Below are 24,823 nucleotides of genomic sequence, written 5' to 3'. Positions count from 1 at the left end.
CTTACCGGCGGCCGCCGGCGCCGCGGGGCACGGGGCCCTCCTGCAGCTCGGCCTGTTTGCGGTCACGCGCCTGCGGATCATGTTCCATGATCTCGCCTTTGAAGATCCAGACCTTGATCCCGATGATGCCATAGGGGGTCTCGGCTTCGGACAGCGCATAGTCGATGTCGGCGCGCAGCGTGTGCAGCGGCACGCGGCCCTCGCGGTACCATTCGGTCCGCGCGATCTCGGCACCGCCGAGGCGGCCCGCGACGTTGACGCGGATGCCGAGGGCACCCATGCGCATCGCGTTCTGCACGGCGCGCTTCATGGCGCGACGGAACGACACCCGGCGCTCGAGCTGCTGGGCGATGGACTCGCCGACCAGAGCGGCGTCGAGCTCGGGCTTGCGGACCTCGACGATGTTCAGGTGCAGCTCGGACTTGGTGAGGTTCGACAGCTTCTTGCGAAGCACCTCGATGTCCGCACCCTTCTTGCCGATGATCACGCCCGGACGGGCGGCGTGGATCGTCACCCGGCACTTGCGGTGCGGGCGCTCGATGATCACGCGGCTGATGCCGGCCTGCTTGGCTTCCTTCTTGACGAAGTCCTTGATCGCAAGGTCCTCGAGCAGGAGATCGCCGTAGTCTTTCGTGTCGGCGTACCAGCGGCTGTCCCAGGTCCGGTTGACCTGGAGCCGCATGCCGACGGGGTTGACCTTGTTACCCATTAGGCTTGCTCCTCGACCTGACGGACCTTGATGGTGAGTTCCGAGAACGGCTTGACGATCTTGCCGAACCGGCCACGGGCCCGCGGGCGGCCGCGCTTCATGATCAGGTTCTTGCCGACCCAGGCCTCGGCGACGACCAGTTCGTCGACGTCGAGGTTGTGGTTGTTCTCGGCGTTCGCGATCGCGGATTGCAGGCACTTCTTGACGTCGCCGGCGATGCGCTTCTTCGAGAAGGTCAGGTCCGAAAGGGCCTTCTCCACCTTCTTGCCACGGATCATCGCGGCAACGAGGTTGAGCTTCTGCGGGCTGGTGCGCAGCATCCGGGTCTTGGCCATCGCCTCGTTGTCGGCGACGCGGCGGGGATTCTTGTCCTTGCTCATGGCTTACTTCCGCTTCGCTTTCTTGTCGGCGGCGTGACCGTGATAGGTGCGGGTCGGCGAGTACTCACCGAACTTCTGACCGATCATGTCTTCGCTGACGTTGACGGGAACGTGCTTGTGACCGTTGTACACGCCGAAGGTCAGTCCCACGAACTGGGGCAGGATCGTCGAACGGCGCGACCAGATCTTGATCACTTCGTTGCGGCCGGACTCGCGCGACGCTTCGGCTTTCTTAAGCACGTAAGCATCGACGAAAGGGCCTTTCCAAACAGAACGAGCCATGTGTTAACGGCCTTTCTTGCGAGCGTGGCGCGAACGAAGGATGAGCTTCGACGACGCCTTGTTCTTGTTGCGAGTGCGGGCACCCTTGGTCGGCTTGCCCCACGGGGTCACCGGGTGACGACCGCCCGAGGTCCGGCCTTCACCACCACCATGCGGGTGGTCGATCGGGTTCATCGCGACGCCGCGGACGGCGGGACGCTTGCCGAAGTGGCGGTTACGACCGGCCTTGCCGAGGTTCTGGTTCGAGTGGTCGGCGTTCGACACCGCGCCCACCGTCGCCATGCACTCCTGGCGCACGAGCCGGAGCTCGCCCGAGGAGAGGCGGATCTGGGCGTAGCCGCCGTCACGACCCACGAACTGGGCATAGGTGCCCGCCGAGCGCGCGATCTGGCCGCCCTTGCCGGGCTTCATCTCGATGTTGTGGACGATCGTGCCGATCGGCATGCCCGAGAAGGGCATCGCGTTGCCGGGCTTGATGTCGACCTTGGCGCCAGCGACGACCTTGTCACCGATCGAGACGCGCTGCGGCGCCAGGATGTAGGCCTGCTCGCCGTCTTCGTACTGGATCAGCGCGATGAAGGCGGTACGGTTGGGGTCGTATTCGATGCGGGCGATGACGGCCTGCATGTCGAACTTGTTGCGCTTGAAATCGACGATCCGGTAGAGGCGCTTGGCGCCACCACCACGACGACGCATCGTGATCCGTCCGGTGTTGTTCCGGCCGCCCGACTTGGTCAGACCCTCGGTGAGGGCCTTGACGGGGCGTCCTTTCCAAAGCTCCGAACGGTCGATCAGCACCAGCCCGCGCTGGCCCGGCGTCGTCGGCTTGTACGACTTGAGTGCCATGCTTTGTGTCTTCCGTTGCTTTGCGGGCCCAGGGCCCGGTCGTTGAAGGGCCCCGAAGGTCCCCTGTGATGAAGGGCCCCGAAGGTCCCCGGCTGTCAAAAGGAGCGGCCCCGGACGAATCCGGGGCCGCGCCGATGGGGTCTGCTATTAGAGACCGGTCGAGACGTCAATGCTGTTGCCCTCTTCGAGGGTAACATAGGCCTTCTTGACGTCCTTGCGGGTGCCGAGCGTGCCGCGGAACCGCTTGACCTTGCCCTTGGTGACGACGGTGTTGACCGCCTTCACCTTGACCTGGAACAGCGCCTCGACGGCTTCCTTGATCTGCGGCTTGTTGGCGTCGATCGCCACCTCGAAGACCACCGCGTTGGCCTCGGAGGCCAGGGTCGCCTTCTCGGTGATGACCGGCTTGCGGATCACGTCGTAGTGTTCGGGTTTCGCGCTCATTTCAGGCGAGCCTCCAGAGCTTCGACAGCCGCCTTGGTGAGCACGAGCGTGTCACTGCGGAGGATGTCGTAGACGTTGGCGCCCATCGAGGGGAGCACGTCCAGGTTGGCGATGTTGCGCGCGGCCTGGGCGAAGCCCTCGTTGATCGCCGCGGCGTCGATGACCAGTGCCCGCTTCCAGCCGAGGTTGGCGACCTGCTTGGCGAGCACCGAGGTCTTGCCCTCGGTCTCGATGCTGTCGAGAACCACCAGCTCACCGGCCTTCGCCTTCGCCGAGAGGGCGTGCTTGAGGCCGAGCTTGCGGAACTTCTTGGTCAGGTCGTGCTCGTGGCTGCGCGGGGTCGGGCCCTTGTAGGTGCCACCGTGACGGAAGATCGGCGCGCCCTTGGAACCGTGACGTGCGCCACCGGTGCCCTTCTGGCGGTAGATCTTCTTGGTCGAGTAGCTGACCTCGGAGCGGCCCAGCGTCGAGTGCGTGCCCTGCTGGGTACGCGCACGCTGCCAGCGCACGACGCGGTGCAGGATGTCGGCGCGCGGCTCGAGACCGAAGATCGCGTCGTCGAGATCGACGGAACCGGCGGAGCCGCCGTCCAGCTTGATCGCATCAGCCTTCATTGTTCTCACCCTCATCAGCGGTGTCGATCGCGGCCTGCTCGGCCTCGGCAGCGGCCTTGGCGGCGGCTTCCTCCTCGGCGGCGGCCTGTGCCGCAGCTTCGTCGGCGAGACGCTTGGCTTCGTCGGCATGGCTACGCAGGCCGGCGGGGAACACGACGTTCTCGCCGGTCGGCTTCTTCACGGCGTCCTTGACCGTGACCCAGCCGCCCTTGCCACCCGGCACGGCGCCCTTGACCATGATCAGGCCACGGTCGGCGTCGGTCTTGATGACCTGGAGGTTCTGGGTGGTCACGCGGGCGGCGCCCATGTGGCCGGCCATCTTCTTGCCCTTGAACACCTTGCCCGGGTCCTGACACTGGCCGGTCGAACCATGGCTACGGTGCGACACGGACACGCCGTGGGACGCGCGCAGACCGCCGAAGTTGTGACGCTTCATCGCACCGGCAAAACCTTTGCCGATGGAGACGCCAGACACGTCGACGTACTGGCCTTCGAAGTAGTGCGCGGCGATGATCTCCTCGCCCACTTCGATCAGGTTCTCGGGCGAGACGCGGAACTCGGCGACCTTGCGCTTGGGCTCGACCTTGGCGGCAGCGAAGTGGCCGCGCATCGGCGCGCTCACGCGCTTGGCCTTGGCGGTGCCGGCACCGAGCTGAACGGCGGTGTAGCCGTCACGCTCGACCGTGCGCTGCGCCACGACCTGCAGGTTGTCGAGTTGCAGCACGGTCACGGGGACCTGCTTGCCGTCCTCGAGGAACAGGCGGGTCATACCCACCTTCTTGGCGATGATTCCGGAACGCAACATCGTTACCCCCTCAGACCTTGATCTCGACGTCGACGCCGGCAGCCAGGTCGAGCTTCATCAGCGCGTCCACGGTCTGCGGGGTCGGGTCGACGATGTCCAGGAGCCGCTTGTGGGTGCGGATCTCGAACTGGTCGCGCGACTTCTTGTCGATGTGGGGTCCACGCAGAACGGTGAACTTCTCGATCTTGTTCGGCAGCGGGATCGGCCCGCGGACCGAGGCGCCGGTGCGCTTGGCGGTGCTGACGATCTCCGCAGTGCTGGCGTCCAGCACGCGGTAATCGAAAGCCTTGAGCCGGATACGGATATTCTGGCTTTGGGCGGCCATGACATTCCCCTTCAAGGGTTCGGGTTGAGAGGTCGGCCGGGCGGGATTGCCGGTCCACATCGAACCCGTCGTAAAAGTGGTGCGGGGCGGGCGCGAAACCCGCCCCGCGGCGACGTCCCTGATGGGGCGTCCTTACTCGACGATCTTGGAGACCACGCCGGCGCCGACGGTGCGGCCGCCTTCGCGGATGGCGAAGCGCAGGCCGTCTTCCATGGCGATCGGGGCGATCAGCTCGACGTTGAACTTCAGGTTGTCGCCCGGCATCACCATCTCGGTGCCCTCGGGGAGGACAACGGTGCCGGTGACGTCGGTGGTCCGGAAGTAGAACTGCGGACGGTAGTTCGCGAAGAACGGGGTGTGGCGGCCGCCCTCTTCCTTGGTGAGGATGTAGGCCTCGGCCTCGAACTTGGTGTGCGGCGCGACCGACTTGGGCTTGCACAGCACCTGGCCGCGCTCGACGCCTTCACGGTCGATGCCGCGCAGCAGCACGCCGACGTTGTCGCCGGCCTCGCCGCGGTCGAGCAGCTTGCGGAACATCTCGACGCCGGTGCAGGTCGACTTCTTGGTCTCGCGGATGCCGACGATCTCGATCTCGTCGCCGACGTTGATCACGCCACGCTCGACGCGGCCGGTCACCACGGTGCCGCGGCCGGAGATCGAGAACACGTCCTCGATCGGCATCAGGAACGGCAGGTCGACGGCGCGGGCCGGGGTCGGGATGTACTCGTCGACGGCCTTCAGCAGCTCGCGGATCGAGTTCTCGCCGATCGCCTCGTCACGGCCTTCCATGGCGGCGAGCGCCGAGCCCTTGACGATCGGGATGTCGTCGCCCGGGTAGTCGTAGGAGGACAGCAGCTCGCGGATTTCCATCTCGACGAGCTCGAGGAGCTCCTCGTCATCCACCTGGTCGACCTTGTTCATGTAGACGACCATGTAGGGGATGCCCACCTGGCGGCCGAGCAGGATGTGCTCGCGGGTCTGCGGCATCGGGCCGTCGGCGGCGTTCACCACCAGGATCGCGCCGTCCATCTGGGCGGCACCGGTGATCATGTTCTTCACGTAGTCGGCGTGGCCGGGGCAGTCGACGTGGGCGTAGTGACGCGACTCGGTCTCGTACTCGACGTGGGCGGTCGAGATGGTGATCCCGCGGGCCTTCTCTTCCGGCGCGCCGTCGATCTGGTCGTAGGCGCGGAAGTCACCGAAGTACTTGGTGATCGCGGCGGTCAGGGTGGTCTTGCCGTGGTCCACGTGACCGATGGTCCCGATGTTCACGTGCGGTTTGGTGCGTTCGAATTTTGCCTTTGCCATGATCGGCTCCTTCAAATTGTCAGGCGTCGTGATGACGGGGCCCCGTGCGGGACCCCGCCGACCGTCACGCGTATTTCTTCTGGATCTCTTCCGAGATGTTCTGCGGGACCGGCTCGTAATGATCGAAGATCATCGTGAACTGGGCCCGGCCCGAGGTCATCGAGCGCAGCGTGTTGATGTAGCCGAACATGTTGGCGAGCGGCACGAAGGCGTTGATCACGTTGGCGTTGCCGCGCGTGTCCTGCCCCTGCACCTGGCCCCGACGCGAGGTCAGGTCGCCGATGACGCCACCGGTGTACTCCTCGGGCGTCAGCACCTCGACCTTCATCATCGGCTCGAGCAGCTTGGCGCCGGCCTTGCGCAGACCTTCACGCATGCACATCCGCGAGGCAATCTCGAAGGCCAGGACCGACGAGTCGACGTCGTGGAACTTGCCGTCCAGCAGCTCGACCTTGAAGTCGATCACCGGGAAGCCCGCCAGCGGACCGGAGTCCATCACCGACTTGATGCCCTTCTCGACGCCCGGGATGTATTCCTTGGGCACCGCGCCGCCGACGATCTTCGACTCGAACGAATAGCCTTCGCCCGGCTCGGTCGGCATGATGTTGAGCTTCACCTCGGCGAACTGGCCCGAACCACCCGACTGCTTCTTGTGGGTGTAGGTGTGCTCCACGGCGTGACCGATGGTCTCGCGGTAAGCCACCTGCGGCGCACCGATGTTCGCCTCGACCTTGAACTCCCGCTTGAGGCGGTCGACCAGGATGTCGAGATGGAGTTCGCCCATGCCCTTCATGATCGTCTGGCCCGACTCGAGGTCGGTCTCGACGCGGAAGGACGGGTCTTCAGCGGCGAGGCGCTGCAGACCGGCGGACATCTTCTCCTGGTCGGCCTTGGTCTTCGGCTCGACCGCGATCTCGATGACCGGATCGGGGAACGTCATGGTCTCGAGCACGACCTGCTTGTTGGGGTCGCACAGCGTGTCGCCGGTGGTGGTCTCCTTGAGACCGGCCAGAGCGATGATGTCGCCCGCGAAGGCCTCTTCGATTTCCTCGCGGTTGATGGCGTGCATCATCATCATCCGACCGACGCGCTCGCGCTTGCCCTTGGTCGAGTTCATCATGGTGTCGCCCTTCTTCACCACGCCCGAGTAGATGCGGGTGAAGGTCAGCGAACCGACGAAGGGGTCGTTCATGATCTTGAACGCCAGGCCCGAGAAGGGCTCGGAGTCGTCGGCATGACGCGGGATGTTGCGGGTCTCGGTCTCGTCGTCCGGCGAGAAGCCCATGTAGGCGGGCACGTCGAGCGGCGAGGGCAGGAAGTCGATGACGGCGTTCAGCAGGGGCTGGACGCCCTTGTTCTTGAACGCGGAGCCAGCGGCCACCGGCACGAAGGACAGCGACAGCGTGCCCTTGCGGATCAGGCTGCGCAGGGTCGCCTCGTCGGGCTCTTCGCCCTCGAGATAGGCTTCCATCGCGGCATCGTCCTGCTCGACGGCATTCTCGATAAGCGTGGCGCGCCATTCGGTCGCGACGTCCTGGAGCTCGGCACGGATCGGCTGACGGACCCAGGACGCGCCCAGATCTTCACCCTTCCAGACCCACTCTTCCATCTTGATCAGGTCGACAATGCCCTCGAGGTTGTCCTCGGCGCCGATCGGCAGAGCGATCGGAACCGGGGTCGCCCCGGTGCGGTCCTTGATCATCTTCACGCAGTTGAAGAAGTCGGCGCCGATCTTGTCCATCTTGTTGACGAACACGATGCGCGGGACCTTGTAGCGGTCGGCCTGACGCCAGACGGTCTCGGTCTGCGGCTCAACGCCGGCGTTGGCGTCGAGCAGACAGATCGCACCGTCGAGCACCGCCAGCGAACGCTCGACTTCGATGGTGAAGTCGACGTGGCCGGGGGTGTCGATGATGTTGAAGCGGTACTTGGTATCCGAAGTGCCCTCGGCGGTCGGGTCTTCCTGGCGCTGCCAGAAAGTGGTCGTCGCCGCGGACGTGATCGTGATGCCGCGCTCCTGCTCCTGCTCCATCCAGTCCATGGTAGCGGCGCCGTCGTGGACTTCGCCGATCTTGTGGGACTTGCCGGTGTAGAACAGGATCCGCTCGGTCGTGGTGGTCTTGCCGGCATCGATGTGGGCCATGATGCCGAAGTTGCGGTAGCGCTGCAGAGGATAGTCGCGTGCCATGTCGGGGCTCCTTCCGCTTACCAGCGGTAGTGGCTGAACGCTTTGTTGGCGTCGGCCATCTTGTGGGTGTCTTCGCGCTTCTTCACCGCGGTGCCACGGCCGTTGACCGCATCGAGCAGCTCGCCGGCGAGACGCTCTTCCATGGTGTTCTCGTTGCGCTTCGCGCTGGCGTCGATCAGCCAGCGGATCGCCAGCGCCTCCCGGCGCTCGGGGCGGACCTCGACGGGGACCTGGTAGGTCGCACCGCCGACGCGGCGCGAGCGGACCTCGACCGACGGCTTGATGTTGTCGAGCGCCTCGTGGAACACCTCGACGGGCTCCTTCTTGAGACGGCTCTCGACGCGATCGAAAGCGTTGTAGACGATCTTCTCGGCAACGGACTTCTTGCCGTCGATCATCAGGTTGTTCATGAACTTCGTGACGACCCGGTCGCCGAACTTGGCATCGGGCAGGATCTCACGTTTCTCGGCGGCGTGACGACGCGACATGGCGCTCTCTCCTTACTTCGGACGCTTCGCGCCGTACTTCGAGCGGCGCTGCTTGCGGTTCTTGACCCCTTGGGTGTCGAGCACGCCGCGGAGGATGTGGTAGCGCACGCCCGGAAGGTCTTTCACCCGGCCGCCGCGGATCAGGACCACGGAGTGCTCCTGAAGGTTGTGGCTCTCGCCCGGGATGTAGCTGATGACCTCGAAGCCGTTGGTCAGGCGCACCTTGGCGACCTTCCGCATGGCCGAGTTCGGCTTCTTCGGAGTCGTGGTATACACTCGGGTGCACACGCCACGCTTTTGCGGGCAGGACTCGAGGTGCTGCGACTTGGACTTGGTGACTTTCGGCTGCCGCGGCTTGCGGATCAGCTGCTGGATCGTTGGCATTGGGCGTCTTTCCCCGTTTCCTGCACTAGTGTCACGGACCGGACGGCCCGCCGATTTCGATTCCTCACGCTGGCGCGTCCGCCAAGCGCAAAAACCCGCGAACGCACCCCTCTTCCGGGCGCGATGCGGTGGGTCTCCAGAGGATCGGGGCCAAGGCCCGGATCGTGACCACTTCAGCTCTGATATCAGGGCGGAAAGCGGACTGCCCCCTGCCCAAGTGGTGGCCGTATAGGGGGAGTCGCGGGGGGTGTCAACCGCGCCGGGGGCGGGGCCGCCGGGCGTGCTGCGATGACAGCTACGCCGGGCCATGCTAGGTTGCGCGCAGATCGTTCCGATCCATTGCCGGAGGACCAGCCCGCAGATGTGTGTCGTTCTCGGAAGACGCCCGGGCCATCCCCACGCGAAGGCTTATGATTGGTGGCCGCCGCCGGGACAAGACGCCCGTAGTTGAACGCGATTTCCACCGACATCACGGAGACGATCCATGCAATACATGGCAAAGGCGCGCCTCGAGGCGCGGCAACTCTGGCTCGACTGGGCCGAGGGCGGCAGCGACGCCTTCCCCTATATCTGGCTGCGCGACACCGACCCGGCGGGCTTCCACCCGCGCACCGGCGAGCGGGTCTTCGACCTGACCTCGGTGCCGCTTGACCTCGCGCCCGTTGCGGCGCGGGTCGAGGACGCGGCGCTCGTGGTCGACTGGCCCGGGGATGGCGCGCCGAGCCGGTTCGATCTGAACTGGCTGCGCGAGAATCGCCCCGGCCGGCGGCGGCCGGACCCGGCCCATGTCCCGGCCACCAGCTGGCGCGGCGATCTCGGCGCGGCCGGTGTGCCCCGCGCCCGCGCCGCCGACGTGCTGCACAGCGATACGGCGCTGGCCGAGTGGTTGCGGCGCAGCAAGGCAATGGGCCTGTCGATCGTCGAGGGGCTCGCCGACGATGTCGAGGCCGGCATGCGCGTGGCGCGGCGCATCGGCTTCCTGCGCGAAACCAATTTCGGGGTGACCTTCGAGGTGATCTCGAAGCCCGACCCCAACAACCTCGCCTACACCTCGGACGCGCTGCCGCTGCATACCGACCTGACCAACCAGGAGCTGCCACCGGGCTGGCAGTTCCTGCACTGCCTCGCCAACGAAGCCGAAGGCGGCGGCTCGGTGTTCTGCGACGGAGTCGCGGTGGCCGAGGATCTGGCGCTGGAAGACCCGGAGGGTTTCGAGCTTCTGGCCACGGTCGACATCCCGTTCCGCTTCCACGACGCCGAGACCGACATCCGGGCCCGCAAGACGGTAATCCGGCGCGGCGAGAGCGGCCGGGTCGAGGAGATCTGCTTCAACGCCCATCTCGCGGACATCCTCGACATCGCGCCCGAGATCATGCCGGCCTATTACGCCGCCTATCGCCGGCTGATGCAGAAGACCCGCGACCCTGCCTATCTCGTGACGCTGAAGCTCGGCGCGGGCGAGATGGTGGTCTTCGACAATCGGCGCGTGCTGCATGGCCGGGCCGCCTTCGATCCCGCGACCGGTCGGCGCCACCTGCGCGGCTGCTATGTCGACCGGGGCGAGTTCGACAGCCGGATGCGGGTGCTGGCGCGCGAGACCGCGCGCACCGAACCCGCCTGAACCCGGACGGGAGGGCGCCTCGCGTGCCCTCCCCCACCGGGATGGACGGCGGCGATGATCCGTGCATCATTCGCCGCATGTCAGACCGCTCCGAACGCTTTCTCGTCTTTGCCGGCATGCGCGACGAGGGCGCGTTTCTGGTCGAGTGGATCTCCTGGTACCGGATGATGGGCTTCGAGATCCTGATCGGGGTCAACGACTGCACCGACCGGTCCCCTGCCCTGCTCGAAGCTTTCGCGCAGGCGGGCTGGATCGAGTGGTTCGAGCACAAGCCGCCGCACGGCACGCCGCCCAAGCAATCCGCCCATCGTCACGCACAGCGTCACCCGGCCACGGCGCGCACCGACTGGCTGCTGATCTGCGACGTCGACGAGTTCCTCGTGCTGCACCGGGGCGATGGCACGATCAGCTCCTATCTCGACGATCTCGGCCGCGACCATCTCGGCGTGGCCTTCCACTGGCAATGTTTCGGCACTGGTGGCTGGAAACGCTACCAGCCGGGTCTAGTCCATCGGCAGTTCCGGCGGCGGGGACCCTCGCGGCGGCCGGTGAACGTGATGGTCAAGACCCTGTTCCGCACGCCGCAGCGCTTTGGCCGCTGGAGCGATCACATGCCGTGGGAGTTCGAGGGCGAGTGGGACCGTGCCCGGAACCGGATCGTCGACAGCGAGGGGCGGACCATCGAGGCGCTCCTAACCGAGCCGCACCCGGTGCGCTTCACCGATGTCGAGCAGATCACCCACAGCTACGCGCAGATGAACCACTACGTGCTTCGCTCGGTCGAGCAATACGACATGAAGCGCGGCACCCCCTCGGCCACCGCCGCCAAGGACCGCTACACGCAGACCTTCTTCGAGCGGCGCGACCGCAACGGGCGGCGCGATCTGGCAGCGCTGGCCCATGCGGAGGCCTTCGACCGGGTGCATGCGGAGGCGATGGCCCTGCCCGGCGTCGCCCGGCTGCATCACCTGTGCTGCGCCGATCTGGTGGCGCGGCTCTGTGCGCATCAAGGCCGCTCGCCGAGCGCCGATCCGCGCTGGCGCGCCGCGATCGAGGCCGCCGAGGCGGCGGGCTGAGTGTTTCACGTGTGGCGGCGGCTCAGGCCGCCGTCGCCTCGTCGATCGGCCGCCCCCGCGCCAGCGCCCGGCGCAGCCCCTCCGGCAGCGCCATGAAGTCGGCGTCGGGCCGGGTGCCGAGCGCGTCGAGATACTTGCTGAAATAGCAGCGCAGCGCCGCGGCAGCGGCAGCCTGGGCGATCTCCTCCTCCGACAGGCCATGCGCCCGAAGAGCGGCGACATGCGCCTGGCCGATCGCGGTGGCATCGGTGACGATCTCGGCGGCATAACCCATCAGGTCGGCCTCCTGCGGGGTGATGGAGGTGTGCCCCCGCTCGGTGGCGATCCGCTCCAGCTCCTCGGGCGACATGCCGTTCTCCAGCAGCACCTTGCCATGCGCCAGCGCGCAGTAGGAGCTGCGCAGCGCCAGCGCCGCGGCGAGCGTCACCAGCTCGTAGCGCCGCAGCCCCATCCGCGCCTTGAGCGCGCCGGTCATCGCCTCGAAGTGACCGGCCAGTTCGGGCAGATGCGCGCAGGTGCGGTGCAGGTTGAGCACCTGCCCGTTTCGCCGCCGCGCCTCGGCGTAATAGTCGGCGGCAGGCCCGGTCGCCGTCGCCTCGTCGATCTCTTTCAGGAACCCCATCTCGACCACCATCGCAGAACGCCCGGTCCCGCCGGGCGGCGGGGCCCGCAAGCAGTATCCTCCCGATCTCCTCCCTCCTGCAAAGGAAAAGCGCCGCGCATGCGAAAGGGGCCCCTGGTTTCCCGGGGGCCCCTTCATGTCGTCGCTCGGCGTCGCGATCAGTCGCGGCTGTCCTCGGCGCGCGCCGAGATCGTGTCGAACTGGTCGTCCGACATCGGCTGCTCGGACGGGGCGGCCAGCGCCGCGGCCTGCTCGGCCGCCTCGCGCTTCTGCTCGATCACCGAGTGGTCGCGGTCATGCGCGATCTTGCGCACGCGCGAGGTCGCACCGCCGGTGCCGGCCGGGATCAGGCGGCCGACGATGACGTTCTCCTTGAGACCGACCAGCTTGTCGCGCTTGCCCTGGACCGAAGCCTCGGTGAGCACGCGGGTGGTCTCCTGGAACGAGGCCGCCGAGATGAAGCTGCGGGTCTGCAGCGACGCCTTGGTGATGCCGAGCAGCACGGGGCTGCCCTGCGCCGGACGACCGCCCTTGGCGATCGCCTTTTCGTTGGCCTCGTCGAACTCCGCCTTGTCGACATGCTCGCCCTTGAGAAGCGTGCTCTCGCCCGAGTCCGAGATCTCGATCTTCTGCAGCATCTGGCGAACGATCACCTCAATGTGCTTGTCGTTGATCTTCACGCCCTGCAGTCGATAGACGTCCTGCACCTCGGCGATCATGTACTCGGCTAGGGCCTCGACGCCCATGATGGCAAGGATGTCGTGCGGCGCCGGGTTGCCGTCCATGATGTAGTCACCCTTCTGCACGAAGTCGCCTTCCTGCACCGGGATGTGCTTGCCCTTGGGCACCATGTACTCGACCTTCTCGCGGCCCTCTTCCGACGGCTCGATCGCGATGCGGCGCTTGTTCTTGTAGTCCTTGCCGAAGCGCACATAGCCGTCGATCTCGGCGATGATCGCGTGGTCCTTGGGACGACGGGCCTCGAACAGTTCCGCCACGCGGGGAAGACCCCCGGTGATGTCCTTGGTCTTGGCGCCCTCGCGCGGGATCCGCGCCACCACGTCGCCGGCCTGGATCTGCTGGCCGTCCTCGACCGACAGGATCGCGTCCACCGACATCGGGTAGGTCACCGGGTTGCCGCTGTCGGTGCGGACCGGTTCGCCATCCTCGCCCACCACGATGATCTCGGGCTTGAGCTCGTTGCCCTTGGGCACCGAACGCCAGTCCGTGACGATCCGCTGAGTCATGCCGGTCGCATCGTCGGTGTCCTCGCGCACGGCGATGCCGTTGACGAGGTCGACGAAGCGCACGGTACCGGCCTTCTCGGCGATGATCGGCAGGGTGTAGGGGTCCCACTCGAACATCTTCTCGCCGCGCTTCACATCCTGGCCTTCCTTGAGGAAGACCTTGGTGCCGTAGCCGATCTTGTGGCTCGCGCGCTCCTCGCCGTCCTCGCCCATGATCGCGATGACCATGTTCCGGCCCATGACGATCTGCTCGCCCGCCGCGTTCTCGAGGAGGTTGGCGTTGCGGAACTCGACCTTGCCCGACTGGCTGGCCTCGAGGAAGGACTGCTGACCGCCCTGGGCCACGCCGCCGATGTGGAAGGTCCGCATCGTCAGCTGGGTGCCCGGCTCGCCGATCGACTGCGCCGCGATGATGCCCACGGCCTCGCCCTGGTTCACCATCGTGCCGCGCGCGAGGTCACGCCCGTAGCACATGGCGCAGACGCCGTCTTCGGCCTCGCAGGTGAGCGGGCTGCGGATGCGCATCTTCTGCACCGCCGACTGCTCGACCAGATCGGCCTTGCGCTCGTCGATCAGCTCGCCTGCCGCGACCAGAACCTCGTCGGTGCCCGGCTTGAGCACGTCGTCGGCCGAGACCCGGCCCAGCACGCGCTCGGAGAGCGGCGAGACCACCTCGCCGTCATTGACCGCCGCTTCCGCGGTGATCGCCCGGTCGGTACCGCAGTCATGCTCGCGCACGATGCAGTCCTGCGCCACGTCGACGAGACGACGGGTCAGGTAGCCCGAGTTCGCGGTCTTCAGAGCGGTGTCGGACAGACCCTTCCGCGCGCCGTGGGTCGAGTTGAAGTACTCGAGCACGGTCAGGCCTTCCTTGAAGTTCGAGATGATCGGCGTCTCGATGATCTCGCCCGACGGCTTGGCCATCAGGCCGCGCATGCCGCCCAGCTGCTTCATTTGGGTGACCGAGCCACGCGCACCGGAGTGGGCCATCATGTAGACCGAATTCGGCTCCGCTTCGGCGCCGTTCTCGTCCCGCTTGTTGGCCGAGATCGTGTTCATCATGGCCTCGGTCACGCGGTCGTTACACTTCGACCAGGCGTCCACGACCTTGTTGTACTTCTCGCCCTGGGTGATCAGGCCGTCCATGTACTGCTGCTCGAAATCCTTGACCTGGTCGCGGGTCTCGTCGACCAGCGTCCACTTGGCGTCCGGGATGACCATGTCGTCCTTGCCGAAGGAGATACCTGCCTTGAAGGCCTCCTTGAAGCCTGCGGACATGATCTGGTCGCAGAAGATGACCGACTCCTTCTGGCCGCAATAGCGGTAGACGGTGTCGATGACCTGCTGGACTTCCTTCTTGCGCAGCAGCCGGTTCAGAAGGTCGAACGGCGCCTTGGCGTTGAGCGGTAGCAGCGCGCCCAGGCGCAGACGGCCCGGGGTGGTCTCGTAGCGCTTGACGACCTCGTTGCCCTCGTCGTCGATCTGCTTGATCCGCGCGGTGATCTTGGCGTGCATGTGCACTTCACCGGCGTTGAGCGCGTGCTCGACCTCTTCGATCGAGTTGAAGGCCATGCCCTCGCCCTTCATGCCGTCACGCATGATGGTCGTGTAGTACAGGCCGAGAACCATGTCCTGCGACGGCACGATGATCGGCGCGCCATTGGCGGGCGACAGCACGTTGTTGGTCGACATCATCAGGACGCGCGCTTCGAGCTGCGCCTCGAGCGACAGCGGCACATGCACGGCCATCTGGTCGCCGTCGAAGTCGGCGTTGAAGGCCGAGCAGACCAGCGGGTGAAGCTGGATCGCCTTGCCCTCGATCAGCTGCGGTTCGAACGCCTGGATGCCGAGGCGGTGCAACGTCGGCGCGCGGTTGAGCATGACGGGGTGCTCACGGATCACCTCGTCGAGAATGTCCCAGACCTCGGGACGCTCTTTTTCCACGAGCTTCTTGGCCTGCTTCACGGTCGAGGACAGGCCCTTGGCCTCCAGCCGCGAGTAGATGAACGGCTTGAACAGTTCGAGCGCCATCTTCTTGGGCAGGCCGCACTGGTGCAGCTTGAGTTCGGGGCCGGTCACGATGACCGAACGGCCCGAGAAGTCGACCCGCTTGCCGAGAAGGTTCTGACGGAAGCGGCCCTGCTTGCCCTTGAGCATGTCCGACAGCGACTTCAGCGGGCGCTTGTTGGCACCGGTGATGACGCGGCCACGACGGCCGTTGTCGAACAGCGCGTCGACGGATTCCTGCAGCATCCGCTTCTCGTTGCGCACGATGATGTCGGGCGCGCGCAGCTCGATGAGCCGCTTGAGGCGGTTGTTGCGGTTGATCACCCGGCGATACAGGTCGTTGAGGTCCGAGGTCGCGAAGCGGCCACCGTCGAGCGGCACCAGCGGGCGCAGCTCGGGCGGGATCACCGGGATCACAGTCAGCACCATCCACTCGGGACGGTTGCCGGACTCGATGAAGCTCTCGACGATCTTCAGTCGCTTGATGATCTTCTTGGGCTTGAGCTCGCCGGTCGCCTCCTTGAGGTCGGCGCGCAGCTGCTCGGCCTCGGCCTCGAGGTCGATCTGAGCCAGCATCTCGCGGATCGCCTCGGCGCCGATATTGGCCGAGAACGCGTCCGCGCCGTACTGGTCCTGCGCGTCGAGGAACTGCTCCTCGCTCATCAGCTGGCCGTAGGTCAGGTCGGTCAGACCCGGCTCGATGACGACGTAGTTCTCGAAGTAGAGAATCCGCTCGAGGTCACGCAGGGTCATGTCCAGCATCAGGCCGATCCGCGACGGGAGCGACTTGAGGAACCAAATGTGGGCGACGGGCGCGGCCAGCTCGATATGGCCCATGCGCTCGCGGCGGACCTTCTGCAGCGTCACCTCGACGCCGCATTTCTCGCAGACGACGCCGCGATACTTCATCCGCTTGTACTTGCCGCAGAGGCACTCGTAGTCCTTGATCGGCCCGAAGATGCGGGCGCAGAACAGGCCGTCGCGCTCGGGCTTGAAGGTCCGGTAGTTGATGGTCTCGGGTTTCTTGATCTCGCCGAAGGACCAGCTGAGGATGCGCTCCGGGGAGGCGAGGCTCACCTTGATCTCGTCGAAGGTCTTGGCCGGGGTCAGCGGATTGAACGGGTTGTTCGTGAGTTCCTGGTTCATTTCAAATCCTTGAATCTTGGCAGAGGGCGACGGCGTGCCGCCCCGGTTTCCCGGGGCGGGCTGAAAAGACGCCGTTACTCGTCCTCCGCGTCCAGGAGTTCCATGTTGAGGCCGAGGCCCCGGACTTCCTTCACGAGGACGTTGAACGATTCCGGCACGCCGGCCTCGAAGTTGTCCTCGCCCTTGACGATGCTCTCGTAGACCTTGGTCCGGCCCGCCACGTCGTCCGACTTCACGGTCAGCATTTCCTGCAGCGTGTAGGCGGCGCCGTAGGCTTCCAGCGCCCAGACCTCCATCTCGCCGAAGCGCTGGCCACCGAACTGCGCCTTACCGCCCAGCGGCTGCTGGGTGACGAGGCTGTACGGCCCGGTCGAACGCGCGTGGATCTTGTCGTCCACGAGGTGGTGCAGCTTGAGCAGGTACTTCACGCCAACCGTCACCTTGCGCGAGAACTTCTCGCCGGTGCGGCCGTCGAACAGGTCCGACTGGCCGGACTCGTCGAAGCCCGCACGGCGCAGCGCGTCGTTGACGTCCGGCTCCTTGGCACCGTCGAAGACCGGCGTGGCGATCGGCACGCCGCGCTGGACGTTCTCGGCCAGCTCGGCCACGCCCGCCTCGTCGAGGTTCTCGATGCCCTCGTCATAGACGTCCTCGCCATAGGCCAGACGCAGCGCCTCGCGCACCGGGGTGAGATCACCCGAGCGACGATACTCCTGCAGCGCCTCGTCGACCTGGATGCCTAGGCCGCGCGCGGCCCAGCCCATGTGGGTCTCGAGGATCTGACCGACGTTCATGCGCGACGGCACGCCCAGCGGGTTGAGGCAGAAGTCGACCGGCGTGCCGTCGGCGAGGAACGGCATGTCCTCCATCGGCACGACGCGCGAGATGACGCCCTTGTTGCCGTGACGGCCGGCCATCTTGTCGCCCGGCTGCAGCTTGCGCTTCACCGCGACGAACACCTTGACCATCTTCATCACGCCCGGCGGCAGGTCGTCGCCACGGCGGACCTTCTCGACCTTGTCCTCGAAGCGCGCGTCGAGCGTACGCTTCTGGATCTCGTACTGCTCGTTGAGCGCCTCGACGATCCGGGCGTCGTCCTCGTCCTCGAGGGCGAGCTGCCACCACTGGCCGCGCGACAGCGTGCCGAGCAGCTCCTCGTCGATCACCGCGCCGGCCTTGACGCCGCGCGGGCCCTTCACCGCGGTCTTGCCAAGGATCAGGTCCTTGAGACGCGCGTAGATGTTGCGGTCGAGGATCGCCAGCTCGTCGTCGCGGTCACGCGCCAGACGGTCGACTTCCTCACGCTCGATCTGCAGCGCGCGCTCGTCCTTGTCGACGCCGTGGCGGTTGAACACCCGGACCTCGACGATGGTGCCGAAATCGCCCGGCGGCAGCCGCAGCGAGGTGTCGCGCACGTCGGACGCCTTCTCGCCGAAGATGGCGCGCAGGAGCTTTTCTTCCGGCGTCATCGGCGATTCACCCTTCGGGGTGATCTTGCCGACGAGGATGTCGCCCGGCCCCACTTCGGCACCGATATAGACGATGCCCGCCTCGTCGAGGTTGCGCAGGGCTTCCTCGCCGACGTTCGGGATGTCGCGGGTGATCTCTTCCGGCCCGAGCTTGGTGTCGCGGGCGGCGACTTCGAATTCCTCGATGTGGATCGAAGTGAAGACGTCGTCGCGCACGATGCGCTCGGAAATCAGGATCGAGTCCTCGTAGTTGTAGCCGTTCCACGGCATGAAGGCGACGACGACGTTCTTGCCGAGCGCCAGCTCACCCATGTCGGTCGAGGGACCGTCGGCGATCACCTCGCCCTTGCCGACCTTGTCGCCCACCTTCACCAGCGGACGCTGGTTGATGCAGGTGTTCTGGTTCGACCGCTGGAACTTGCGCATCCGGTAGATGTCGACCCCGGCATCGCCGAGCTCCAGATCTTCGGTGGCACGGATCACGATCCGGGTGGCGTCGACCTGGTCGATGATGCCGCCGCGACGCGCCATGATGGCGGCGCCGGAATCGCGGGCCACGACTTCCTCGATGCCGGTGCCGACCAGCGGCGCCTCGGCCTGCAGCAGCGGCACGGCCTGACGCTGCATGTTCGAGCCCATCAGCGCGCGGTTCGCGTCGTCGTTCTCGAGGAACGGGATCAGCGAGGCGGCGACCGAGACGAGCTGCTTCGGCGAGACGTCGATCAGGTCGACGCTCTCGGACGGTGCGAGCATGTAGTCGCCAGCCTGACGGGTGTTGACCAGCTCGTTGGTGAACTTGCCGTTCTCGTCGAGCGAGGCGTTGGCCTGCGCGACGGTGTGGCGCATCTCCTCGGTGGCCGAGAGATAGCTCACCTCGTCGGTCACCTGGCCGTCCACCACCTTGCGGTAGGGGGTTTCGATGAAGCCGTACTTGTTCACCCGCGCGAAGGTGGCGAGCGAGTTGATCAGGCCGATGTTCGGGCCTTCCGGCGTCTCGATCGGGCACATCCGGCCGTAATGGGTCGGGTGCACGTCGCGCACCTCGAAGCCGGCACGCTCGCGGGTCAGACCGCCCGGCCCGAGCGCCGAGAGACGACGCTTGTGCGTCACTTCCGACAGCGGGTTGGTCTGGTCCATGAACTGCGACAGCTGCGAGGAGCCGAAGAACTCGCGCACCGCGGCGGCAGCGGGCTTGGCGTTGATCAGGTCCTGCGGCATCACCGTGTCGATCTCGACCGAGGACATGCGTTCCTTGATCGCGCGCTCCATGCGGAGCAGACCGACGCGGTACTGGTTCTCCATCAGTTCGCCGACCGAGCGCACCCGGCGGTTGCCGAGGTGGTCGATGTCGTCGATCTCGCCCTTGCCGTCGCGCAGTTCGACCAGCGCCTTGATGCAGGCGATGATGTCCTCGCGGCGCAGCGTGCGCTGGGTGTCCTCGGCGTCGAGGTTGAGACGCATGTTCATCTTCACGCGGCCGACGGCCGACAGGTCGTAGCGCTCGGCGTCGAAGAACAGCGTGTCGAACAGCGCCGAGGCGGCGTCGACGGTCGGCGGCTCACCCGGCCGCATGACCTTGTAGATCTCCATCAGCGCCGATTCACGGTTCCAGGCCTTGTTGTCGGCGGCGACGGTGTTGCGGATGTAGGGGCCGACATTGATGTTATCGATGTCGAGGACCGGGATGTCGGTGATGCCGGCATCCATCAGGTCCTTGAGCGTGCCGCCGGTGATCTCGCCGTCCTTGTCGGTCTCGAGCGTCAGCTCGTCGCCGGCCTCGACGTAGATCGCGCCGGTTTCCTCGTCGATGATGTCACGGGCGACGAAGCGGCCGACGATGTTGTTGAACGGCACCAGCAGATCGGTGACGCGGCCCTCGTCGATCAGCTTCTTGACGGCGCGCGGGGTCACCTTCTCGCCGGCCTTGGCGATCACTTCGCCGGTGGCGGCGTCCACGAGGTCATAGGTCGGACGGGTGCCGCGCACCCGCTCAGGGAAGAACTTGGTGACCCAGGAATTGGCCTTCTTGTCGAAGCTGTAATCGACCGTGTTGTAGTAGGCATCCATGATGCCTTCCTGGTCGAGACCCAGCGCGTAGAGCAGCGTGGTCACGGGCAGCTTGCGGCGACGGTCGATGCGCGCGAAGACGAGGTCCTTGGCGTCGAACTCGAAGTCGAGCCAGGAGCCGCGATAGGGGATGATCCGGCAGGCGAACAGCAGCTTGCCCGAGGAGTGGGTCTTGCCCTTGTCGTGGTCGAAGAACACGCCCGGCGAACGGTGCATCTGGGACACGATCACCCGCTCGGTCCCGTTGACGATGAAGGTGCCGTTCTGGGTCATCAGGGGCATGTCGCCCATGAAGACGTCCTGCTCCTTGATGTCCTTCACGGACTTGGCGCCGGTGTCCTCGTCGACATCGAACACGATCAGGCGCAGCGTCACCTTCAGCGGCGCGCTGTAGGTCATGTCGCGGGCCTGGCATTCCTCGACGTCGTATTTCGGCTTCTCGAGTTCGTACTTCACGAATTCAAGCGTCGCGGTCTCGTTGAAGTCCTTGATCGGGAAGACCGACTGGAACACGCCCTTGATCCCTTCGCCGTCGGTCGGCTCGGGCTGGTCACCCGATTTCAGGAACAGGTCGTAGGAGGATTTCTGCACCTCGATGAGGTTCGGCATCTCCAGCACTTCGCGGATCTTGCCGTAATACTTGCGCAAACGCTTCTGGCCGAGGAAGGACTGAGCCATGGGTGTCGTCACCTTTCAGGTCTCTGCGGATCGGCGCGGCCGGCGGGGAAGGCCGCGTCATCCTTGCGAGAGGGGAGTTCCGGTCCATTCGCGATCACCGTCCCACCGGTGACCTCCCGACCGTGGAACCTGCCCGGGACCGGGGCCGCGCGCGGCCCCCTTCCAAGACGGGTTCGGCTGGACCCGCGAAATCGCGGATCCAGCCAATTCATGCGGCGTGGCGCGCAGGTCGCGCGCCGGCCGTTATCAGGCCAGCTCGACCTTGGCGCCAGCAGCTTCCAGCTTCGCCTTGATCTCTTCGGCTTCCGCCTTCGGCGCGCCTTCCTTGACCTTGCCGCCGGCCTCGACGAGGTCCTTGGCTTCTTTCAGGCCGAGGCCGGTGATGCCGCGGACTTCTTTGATCACGTTGATCTTCTGAGCGCCGGCGTCCTTCAGGACGACGTCGAACTCGGTCTTCTCTTCGGCAGCGGCGCCAGCGTCGCCACCGGCCGGGCCAGCCATCATCACGGCGCCGCCGGCGGCGGGCTCGATGCCATACTCGTCCTTGAGGATGGTTTTCAGTTCCTGCGCCTCGAGGAGGGTCAGACCAACGATCTCTTCGGCGAGTTTCTTCAGATCAGCCATTTTACTTTTCCGTTCGTTCAATTGTGTTCCAACGCGGGGGCTTTCAACCCCCAAGGGAGACGGGGTGCCTTATGCGGCCTTCTCTTCGATGGTCGAGAGAATGCCTGCGATGTTGCTTGCGGGCGCGCCGATGGCGCCGGCGATGTTGCTGGCCGGAGCACCGATGCAGCCGACGATCGAAGCAATGAGCTCCTCACGCGACGGCATCTGGGCCACGGCTTTCACACCGGCGACGTCCAGAGCCGAGTCTCCCATCGCGCCGCCGAGGATGACCAGCTTGTCGTTGGTCTTCGCATAGGCGTCGACCACCTTGGCTGCCGCCACGGGGTCTTCGGAGTAGGAGAGCACGGTCATGCCCGTGAGGTAGTCGGCGATGCTGGCGCAGGCCTTCCCCTCGAGGGCGATCTTGGCGAGCTTGTTCTTGGCAACACGCACGGACCCGCCCGCTTCACGCATTTTCGCGCGCAGGTCCTGCATCTGGGCAACCGTCATGCCTTCGTAGTGGGCAACCACCACGACGCCAGAGCTTTCGAAGATCTGGCCGAGTTCCTCGACCACTTTCTCTTTCTGGGCTCTATCCACGGTTTACTCCAAGTTTGGGGGTTTCCCCCCGGCTCTGTCTGACCCCCTGATGGTCCGGGGGCCGTTCGGGTCCGTTTCAGGGTCCCGAGGCCGCGATCGCCCGAAGGGAAGCTCGCGCTTCCGAACGGAAATCCAACACTCGTTTCCCATCTCGGGAAGGCCTTAGCGGGGTTTCCCCCTGCCCTCCGTCTCGGACAGGACGGGGCGGCTAACCGCCCCGCCATTCGCTCCCGGCCGAGACCGGGAGGAAATCTCTATCAGGCCGCGCCGGTGGCCGAGGCCAGATCGACGCTGACGCCCGGGCCCATCGTCGAGGACAGCGCCACCTTCTTGAGGTAGGTGCCCTTGGCGCCGGCGGGCTTCGCCTTGGAGACGGCATCCACGAAAGCGCGGATGTTCTCTTCCAGCTTGGCCTCGTCGAAGGACGCCTTGCCGATGCCGGCATGGATCACGCCGGCCTTCTCGACGCGGAACTGCACCTGACCGCCCTTGGCCGCGTTCACGGCTTCGGCGACGTCCATGGTGACGGTGCCGATCTTCGGGTTCGGCATCAGGTTGCGCGGGCCGAGAATCTTGCCCAGGCGGCCGACGATCGGCATCATGTCCGGGGTCGCGATGCAGCGGTCGAACTCGATCTTGCCCTGCTGCACGGTCTCCATCAGGTCCTCGGCACCGACGATGTCGGCGCCGGCCTTCTTGGCCTCTTCCGCCTTGTCGCCACGGGCGAAGACGGCGACGCGGACGGTCTTGCCGGTGCCGTTGGGCAGGGTCACCGAGCCGCGGACCATCTGGTCGGCGTGGCGCGGATCGACGCCGAGGTTCATCGAGATCTCGATGGTCTCGTCGAACTTGGCGGTGGCGTTGGCCTTGATCAGCGAGACGGCCTCGGACAGCTGGACGTTGTCCTTGCCGGCGAAAGCCTCGCGGGCGGCGCGGGTGCGTTTACCGATTTTCGCCATGATTCAGCCTTTCACCTCGATGCCCATCGACTTCGCGGAGCCGAGCACGGTCTGCATCGCACCCTCGATCGAGGTCGCGTTGAGATCCTTCATCTTCGCTTCCGCGATCTCGCGCACCTGGGCGAGCGTCACGGTGCCGGCGGTCTCCTTGCCGGGCGTGGTCGCGCCCTTGGCGCGGTTGCGCTTGCCCACGGGCTTGAGGCCCGCAGCCTTCTTGAGGAAGAACGACGCCGGCGGCGACTTGATCTCCATCGTGAAGGACTTGTCCTGGTAGTAGGTGATCACGGTCGGGCAGGGCGAACCCTTTTCCATGTCCGCGGTCTTCGCATTGAAGGCCTTGCAGAACTCCATGATATTGATGCCGCGCTGACCCAGCGCCGGACCGACCGGCGGGGACGGGTTCGCTTCGCCGGCCTTCACCTGGAGCTTCAGTTGCCCCATCACTTTCTTGGCCATCGGGCCTCTCCTTGTCGCAACACCGCGCGGACGCGTCCGGGCGGCTTCGGTTGGTGCGGTGCGGTCCGGAGGGCGCGCCCTCCTCGCCTCCCGCAGGGGGCGCGAATCATCTCTGATCCGGTCGCCACCAAGGGTCCGGCCCACGGGCCGGAGCAATGGAAGGTCGTCGCATAGACCGCGCGCGGCGGCGCGTCAAGCCCGGTCGCCGACGATCCCGGCAGCCCGCCGTTCCGCCGCCGCCTGCCGCGCGGCGGCCGGGTAGCAGGCCGCCCAGGAGGCCGCAACGGCCGACCAGGCGAAACGGGCCTCGGCGATGGCCCGGGCCCGGCGCGCGACACCGTCCGCGAAGTCCGGCTCGCATATCAACCGGTCCATGCCCGCGGCCAGTCCTGCCACCACCGCGGCCTCCTCGCCCGGCTCCACATAGAGCGCCGCGTCGTCGCTCGCGAGATGGCCCGGCCCGCCCCAGCGCAGCGCCAGCACCGGCACGCCGAGCATCATCGCCTCCTGCATCACGATGCCGTTGGCCTCGGCCAGGGAGGGGAACACGTAGCCCCGCGCCGCGGCGATTCCATCGAGCACCTCGCCATGCGGCCGCCAGCCGGCGAATCGCACGCGCTCGGACACGCCCAGCTCCCTCGCGAGCCCTTCGAGTGCCGGACGCGCCGGCCCGTCACCATAGACCGTGAGCCGGGCGCACTCGCGACTTTCGGCCACCGCCCTGATCGCGAGGTCGGTGCCCTTGTGGTCGACCTGACGACCCGAGCAGGCGAATTCCGTGGACCGCCCGACATGACGCGCCGGGGGCCGGGCGGCGATCGCCTCGGCGACGCCCGAATCGACGACCTCGCTCATCCGCTCCGGCGGCACGCCCGCCCAAGCGAGCGATCGGCGGGTGCGCGCATATCCCGAGACCAGAACGTGCCGGGCCTGTCGCTTGTCCGGTGCGAACTTGCGGAACAGCAACTGCGCGGGCCGATGCAGCCTTGCCCGCAGCTTGCCGCGCGAGGTCTCGCGGTCGGCGAAGTCTGGCGGGTAATGGATGTTGCCGGTGAAGGGGCCCATCACCGTCTCGAAGCCCTGCGGCGGAAACCGCGGCTCGACCGGCGAGACCGGGCAGAGATAGTGCAGCAGCGTCGCGGCGGGATCGAAACGCGCGCGGATCAGCCGCGCCGCCAGCAGGTGGAAACAGGTCGAGACCAGCGGCGCGCCAAAGCGGCTTTGCCACAGCGTCCGCTGCACCGGCCCGTCCTCCACGAAGAGGAGCCGCTCGGCGGGAAAGTCGCGCGACAGGCCACGACGATTGCGGGCATGGGTGAGCAGCACCGCGTCGTATCCCTGCCGCAGCAGATAGTCGAAATACTGGTAGGCCTTGATCGCCTCGCCGCCCATGTCGGTACCGGCATTGGAGGAGACGAGGACGATCTTCATGAATGGGTCTCCGGGCGGCCTCGAGGCCCCGAGAACCTGACCGGCCGCATGCGGCCGGTCAAGTC

General features: G+C 66.2%; 22 protein-coding genes. 2 read left to right on the top strand and 20 right to left on the bottom strand.

Translation table 11 applies throughout. From position 1 onward, the window contains the following. Position 1: 1 nt before the first annotated feature. The 12 genes from rpsC to rpsL form a co-directional block, all read right to left on the bottom strand. Positions 2 to 709: a 30S ribosomal protein S3 gene (rpsC, locus tag T8T21_RS12420; protein WP_183469884.1), complete on the bottom strand. Its 708-nt coding sequence runs from the start codon at positions 707 to 709 to the stop codon at positions 2 to 4. Beyond that, positions 709 to 1,089 (bottom strand): 50S ribosomal protein L22, encoded by a 381-nt coding sequence (rplV, locus tag T8T21_RS12415; protein ID WP_085894980.1) that lies wholly within the window; start codon positions 1,087 to 1,089, stop codon positions 709 to 711. Before rplV ends, rpsC begins: the two co-directional genes overlap by 1 nt. A gap of 3 nt (positions 1,090 to 1,092) precedes the next feature. Beyond that, complete coding sequence (rpsS, locus tag T8T21_RS12410) at positions 1,093 to 1,371, bottom strand: 30S ribosomal protein S19 (RefSeq protein ID WP_183469886.1); 279 nt, start codon at positions 1,369 to 1,371, stop codon at positions 1,093 to 1,095. A 3-nt stretch (positions 1,372 to 1,374) separates the two neighbouring features. Next, a complete protein-coding gene (gene rplB / locus T8T21_RS12405; RefSeq protein ID WP_183469888.1) occupies positions 1,375 to 2,217 on the bottom strand; it encodes a 50S ribosomal protein L2 in 843 nt (280 codons plus the stop codon). A 147-nt stretch (positions 2,218 to 2,364) separates the two neighbouring features. Then, the gene (locus tag T8T21_RS12400; protein ID WP_085894983.1) at positions 2,365 to 2,661 is read right to left on the bottom strand and encodes a 50S ribosomal protein L23; all 297 of its coding nucleotides are present in this window, start codon (positions 2,659 to 2,661) and stop codon (positions 2,365 to 2,367) included. Beyond that, positions 2,658 to 3,275, bottom strand: coding sequence for a 50S ribosomal protein L4 (rplD, locus tag T8T21_RS12395; RefSeq protein ID WP_183469890.1), 618 nt, complete (start codon positions 3,273 to 3,275; stop codon positions 2,658 to 2,660). The genes T8T21_RS12400 and rplD overlap by 4 nt, the downstream gene beginning before the upstream one ends. After that, a complete protein-coding gene (gene rplC, locus T8T21_RS12390; RefSeq protein ID WP_183469892.1) occupies positions 3,265 to 4,080 on the bottom strand; it encodes a 50S ribosomal protein L3 in 816 nt (271 codons plus the stop codon). The genes rplD and rplC overlap by 11 nt, the downstream gene beginning before the upstream one ends. A 10-nt stretch (positions 4,081 to 4,090) precedes the next feature. Next, on the bottom strand, positions 4,091 to 4,405 hold the full coding sequence (gene rpsJ, locus T8T21_RS12385; RefSeq protein ID WP_021693211.1) for a 30S ribosomal protein S10: 315 nt from the start codon (positions 4,403 to 4,405) through the stop codon (positions 4,091 to 4,093). A gap of 132 nt (positions 4,406 to 4,537) precedes the next feature. Beyond that, entirely contained in the window at positions 4,538 to 5,713 is a 1,176-nt protein-coding gene (gene tuf / locus T8T21_RS12380; protein WP_183469893.1) for an elongation factor Tu, read from the bottom strand. Positions 5,714 to 5,777: 64 nt separating this feature from the next. Beyond that, positions 5,778 to 7,901: an elongation factor G gene (gene fusA / locus T8T21_RS12375; RefSeq protein WP_183469895.1), complete on the bottom strand. Its 2,124-nt coding sequence runs from the start codon at positions 7,899 to 7,901 to the stop codon at positions 5,778 to 5,780. 17 nt (positions 7,902 to 7,918) lie between these two features. Beyond that, entirely contained in the window at positions 7,919 to 8,389 is a 471-nt protein-coding gene (gene rpsG / locus T8T21_RS12370) for a 30S ribosomal protein S7 (RefSeq protein WP_183469897.1), read from the bottom strand. 12 nt (positions 8,390 to 8,401) lie between these two features. Continuing rightward, positions 8,402 to 8,773, bottom strand: a complete 372-nt coding sequence (rpsL, locus tag T8T21_RS12365; protein WP_017930005.1) for a 30S ribosomal protein S12 — start codon at positions 8,771 to 8,773, stop codon at positions 8,402 to 8,404. A gap of 484 nt (positions 8,774 to 9,257) precedes the next feature. Here rpsL and T8T21_RS12360 point away from each other — a divergent pair, with 484 nt between their 5' ends. Beyond that, positions 9,258 to 10,394 carry a TauD/TfdA family dioxygenase gene (locus tag T8T21_RS12360; RefSeq protein WP_322335811.1) on the top strand — a complete coding sequence of 379 codons (1,137 nt, stop codon included), beginning with the start codon at positions 9,258 to 9,260 and terminating at the stop codon, positions 10,392 to 10,394. Between the two features lie 77 nt (positions 10,395 to 10,471). Then, positions 10,472 to 11,470, top strand: a complete 999-nt coding sequence (locus tag T8T21_RS12355; protein ID WP_322335810.1) for a glycosyltransferase family 2 protein — start codon at positions 10,472 to 10,474, stop codon at positions 11,468 to 11,470. 22 nt (positions 11,471 to 11,492) lie between these two features. Here the strand turns inward: T8T21_RS12355 and T8T21_RS12350 are convergent, their stop codons facing one another. The 8 genes from T8T21_RS12350 to T8T21_RS12315 all read right to left on the bottom strand — a co-directional run bounded on the left by T8T21_RS12350 (position 11,493) and on the right by T8T21_RS12315 (position 24,758). Next, positions 11,493 to 12,092 carry a carboxymuconolactone decarboxylase family protein gene (locus T8T21_RS12350; RefSeq protein WP_322335809.1) on the bottom strand — a complete coding sequence of 200 codons (600 nt, stop codon included), beginning with the start codon at positions 12,090 to 12,092 and terminating at the stop codon, positions 11,493 to 11,495. Positions 12,093 to 12,250: 158 nt separating this feature from the next. Continuing rightward, on the bottom strand, positions 12,251 to 16,492 hold the full coding sequence (gene rpoC / locus T8T21_RS12345; RefSeq protein WP_322335808.1) for a DNA-directed RNA polymerase subunit beta': 4,242 nt from the start codon (positions 16,490 to 16,492) through the stop codon (positions 12,251 to 12,253). Positions 16,493 to 16,566: 74 nt separating this feature from the next. Then, positions 16,567 to 20,706 carry a DNA-directed RNA polymerase subunit beta gene (gene rpoB / locus T8T21_RS12340; RefSeq protein WP_183469906.1) on the bottom strand — a complete coding sequence of 1,380 codons (4,140 nt, stop codon included), beginning with the start codon at positions 20,704 to 20,706 and terminating at the stop codon, positions 16,567 to 16,569. Between the two features lie 246 nt (positions 20,707 to 20,952). Further along, a complete protein-coding gene (rplL, locus tag T8T21_RS12335) occupies positions 20,953 to 21,330 on the bottom strand; it encodes a 50S ribosomal protein L7/L12 (protein ID WP_085894993.1) in 378 nt (125 codons plus the stop codon). A gap of 69 nt (positions 21,331 to 21,399) precedes the next feature. Beyond that, positions 21,400 to 21,912, bottom strand: a complete 513-nt coding sequence (gene rplJ, locus T8T21_RS12330; protein WP_183469908.1) for a 50S ribosomal protein L10 — start codon at positions 21,910 to 21,912, stop codon at positions 21,400 to 21,402. Between the two features lie 257 nt (positions 21,913 to 22,169). After that, on the bottom strand, positions 22,170 to 22,871 hold the full coding sequence (rplA, locus tag T8T21_RS12325; RefSeq protein ID WP_183469910.1) for a 50S ribosomal protein L1: 702 nt from the start codon (positions 22,869 to 22,871) through the stop codon (positions 22,170 to 22,172). Between the two features lie 3 nt (positions 22,872 to 22,874). After that, the gene (rplK, locus tag T8T21_RS12320) at positions 22,875 to 23,327 is read right to left on the bottom strand and encodes a 50S ribosomal protein L11 (protein WP_183469912.1); all 453 of its coding nucleotides are present in this window, start codon (positions 23,325 to 23,327) and stop codon (positions 22,875 to 22,877) included. Between the two features lie 192 nt (positions 23,328 to 23,519). Further along, complete coding sequence (locus T8T21_RS12315) at positions 23,520 to 24,758, bottom strand: glycosyltransferase family 4 protein (protein WP_322335807.1); 1,239 nt, start codon at positions 24,756 to 24,758, stop codon at positions 23,520 to 23,522. Positions 24,759 to 24,823: the final 65 nt, after the last annotated feature.

This window comes from Limimaricola variabilis (assembly GCF_034371605.1).
GTDB classification, from domain to species: domain Bacteria; phylum Pseudomonadota; class Alphaproteobacteria; order Rhodobacterales; family Rhodobacteraceae; genus Limimaricola; species Limimaricola variabilis.
The sequence above is the reverse complement of the archived record's forward strand: the minus strand, read 5'-3'. Positions and strand labels throughout refer to the sequence as shown.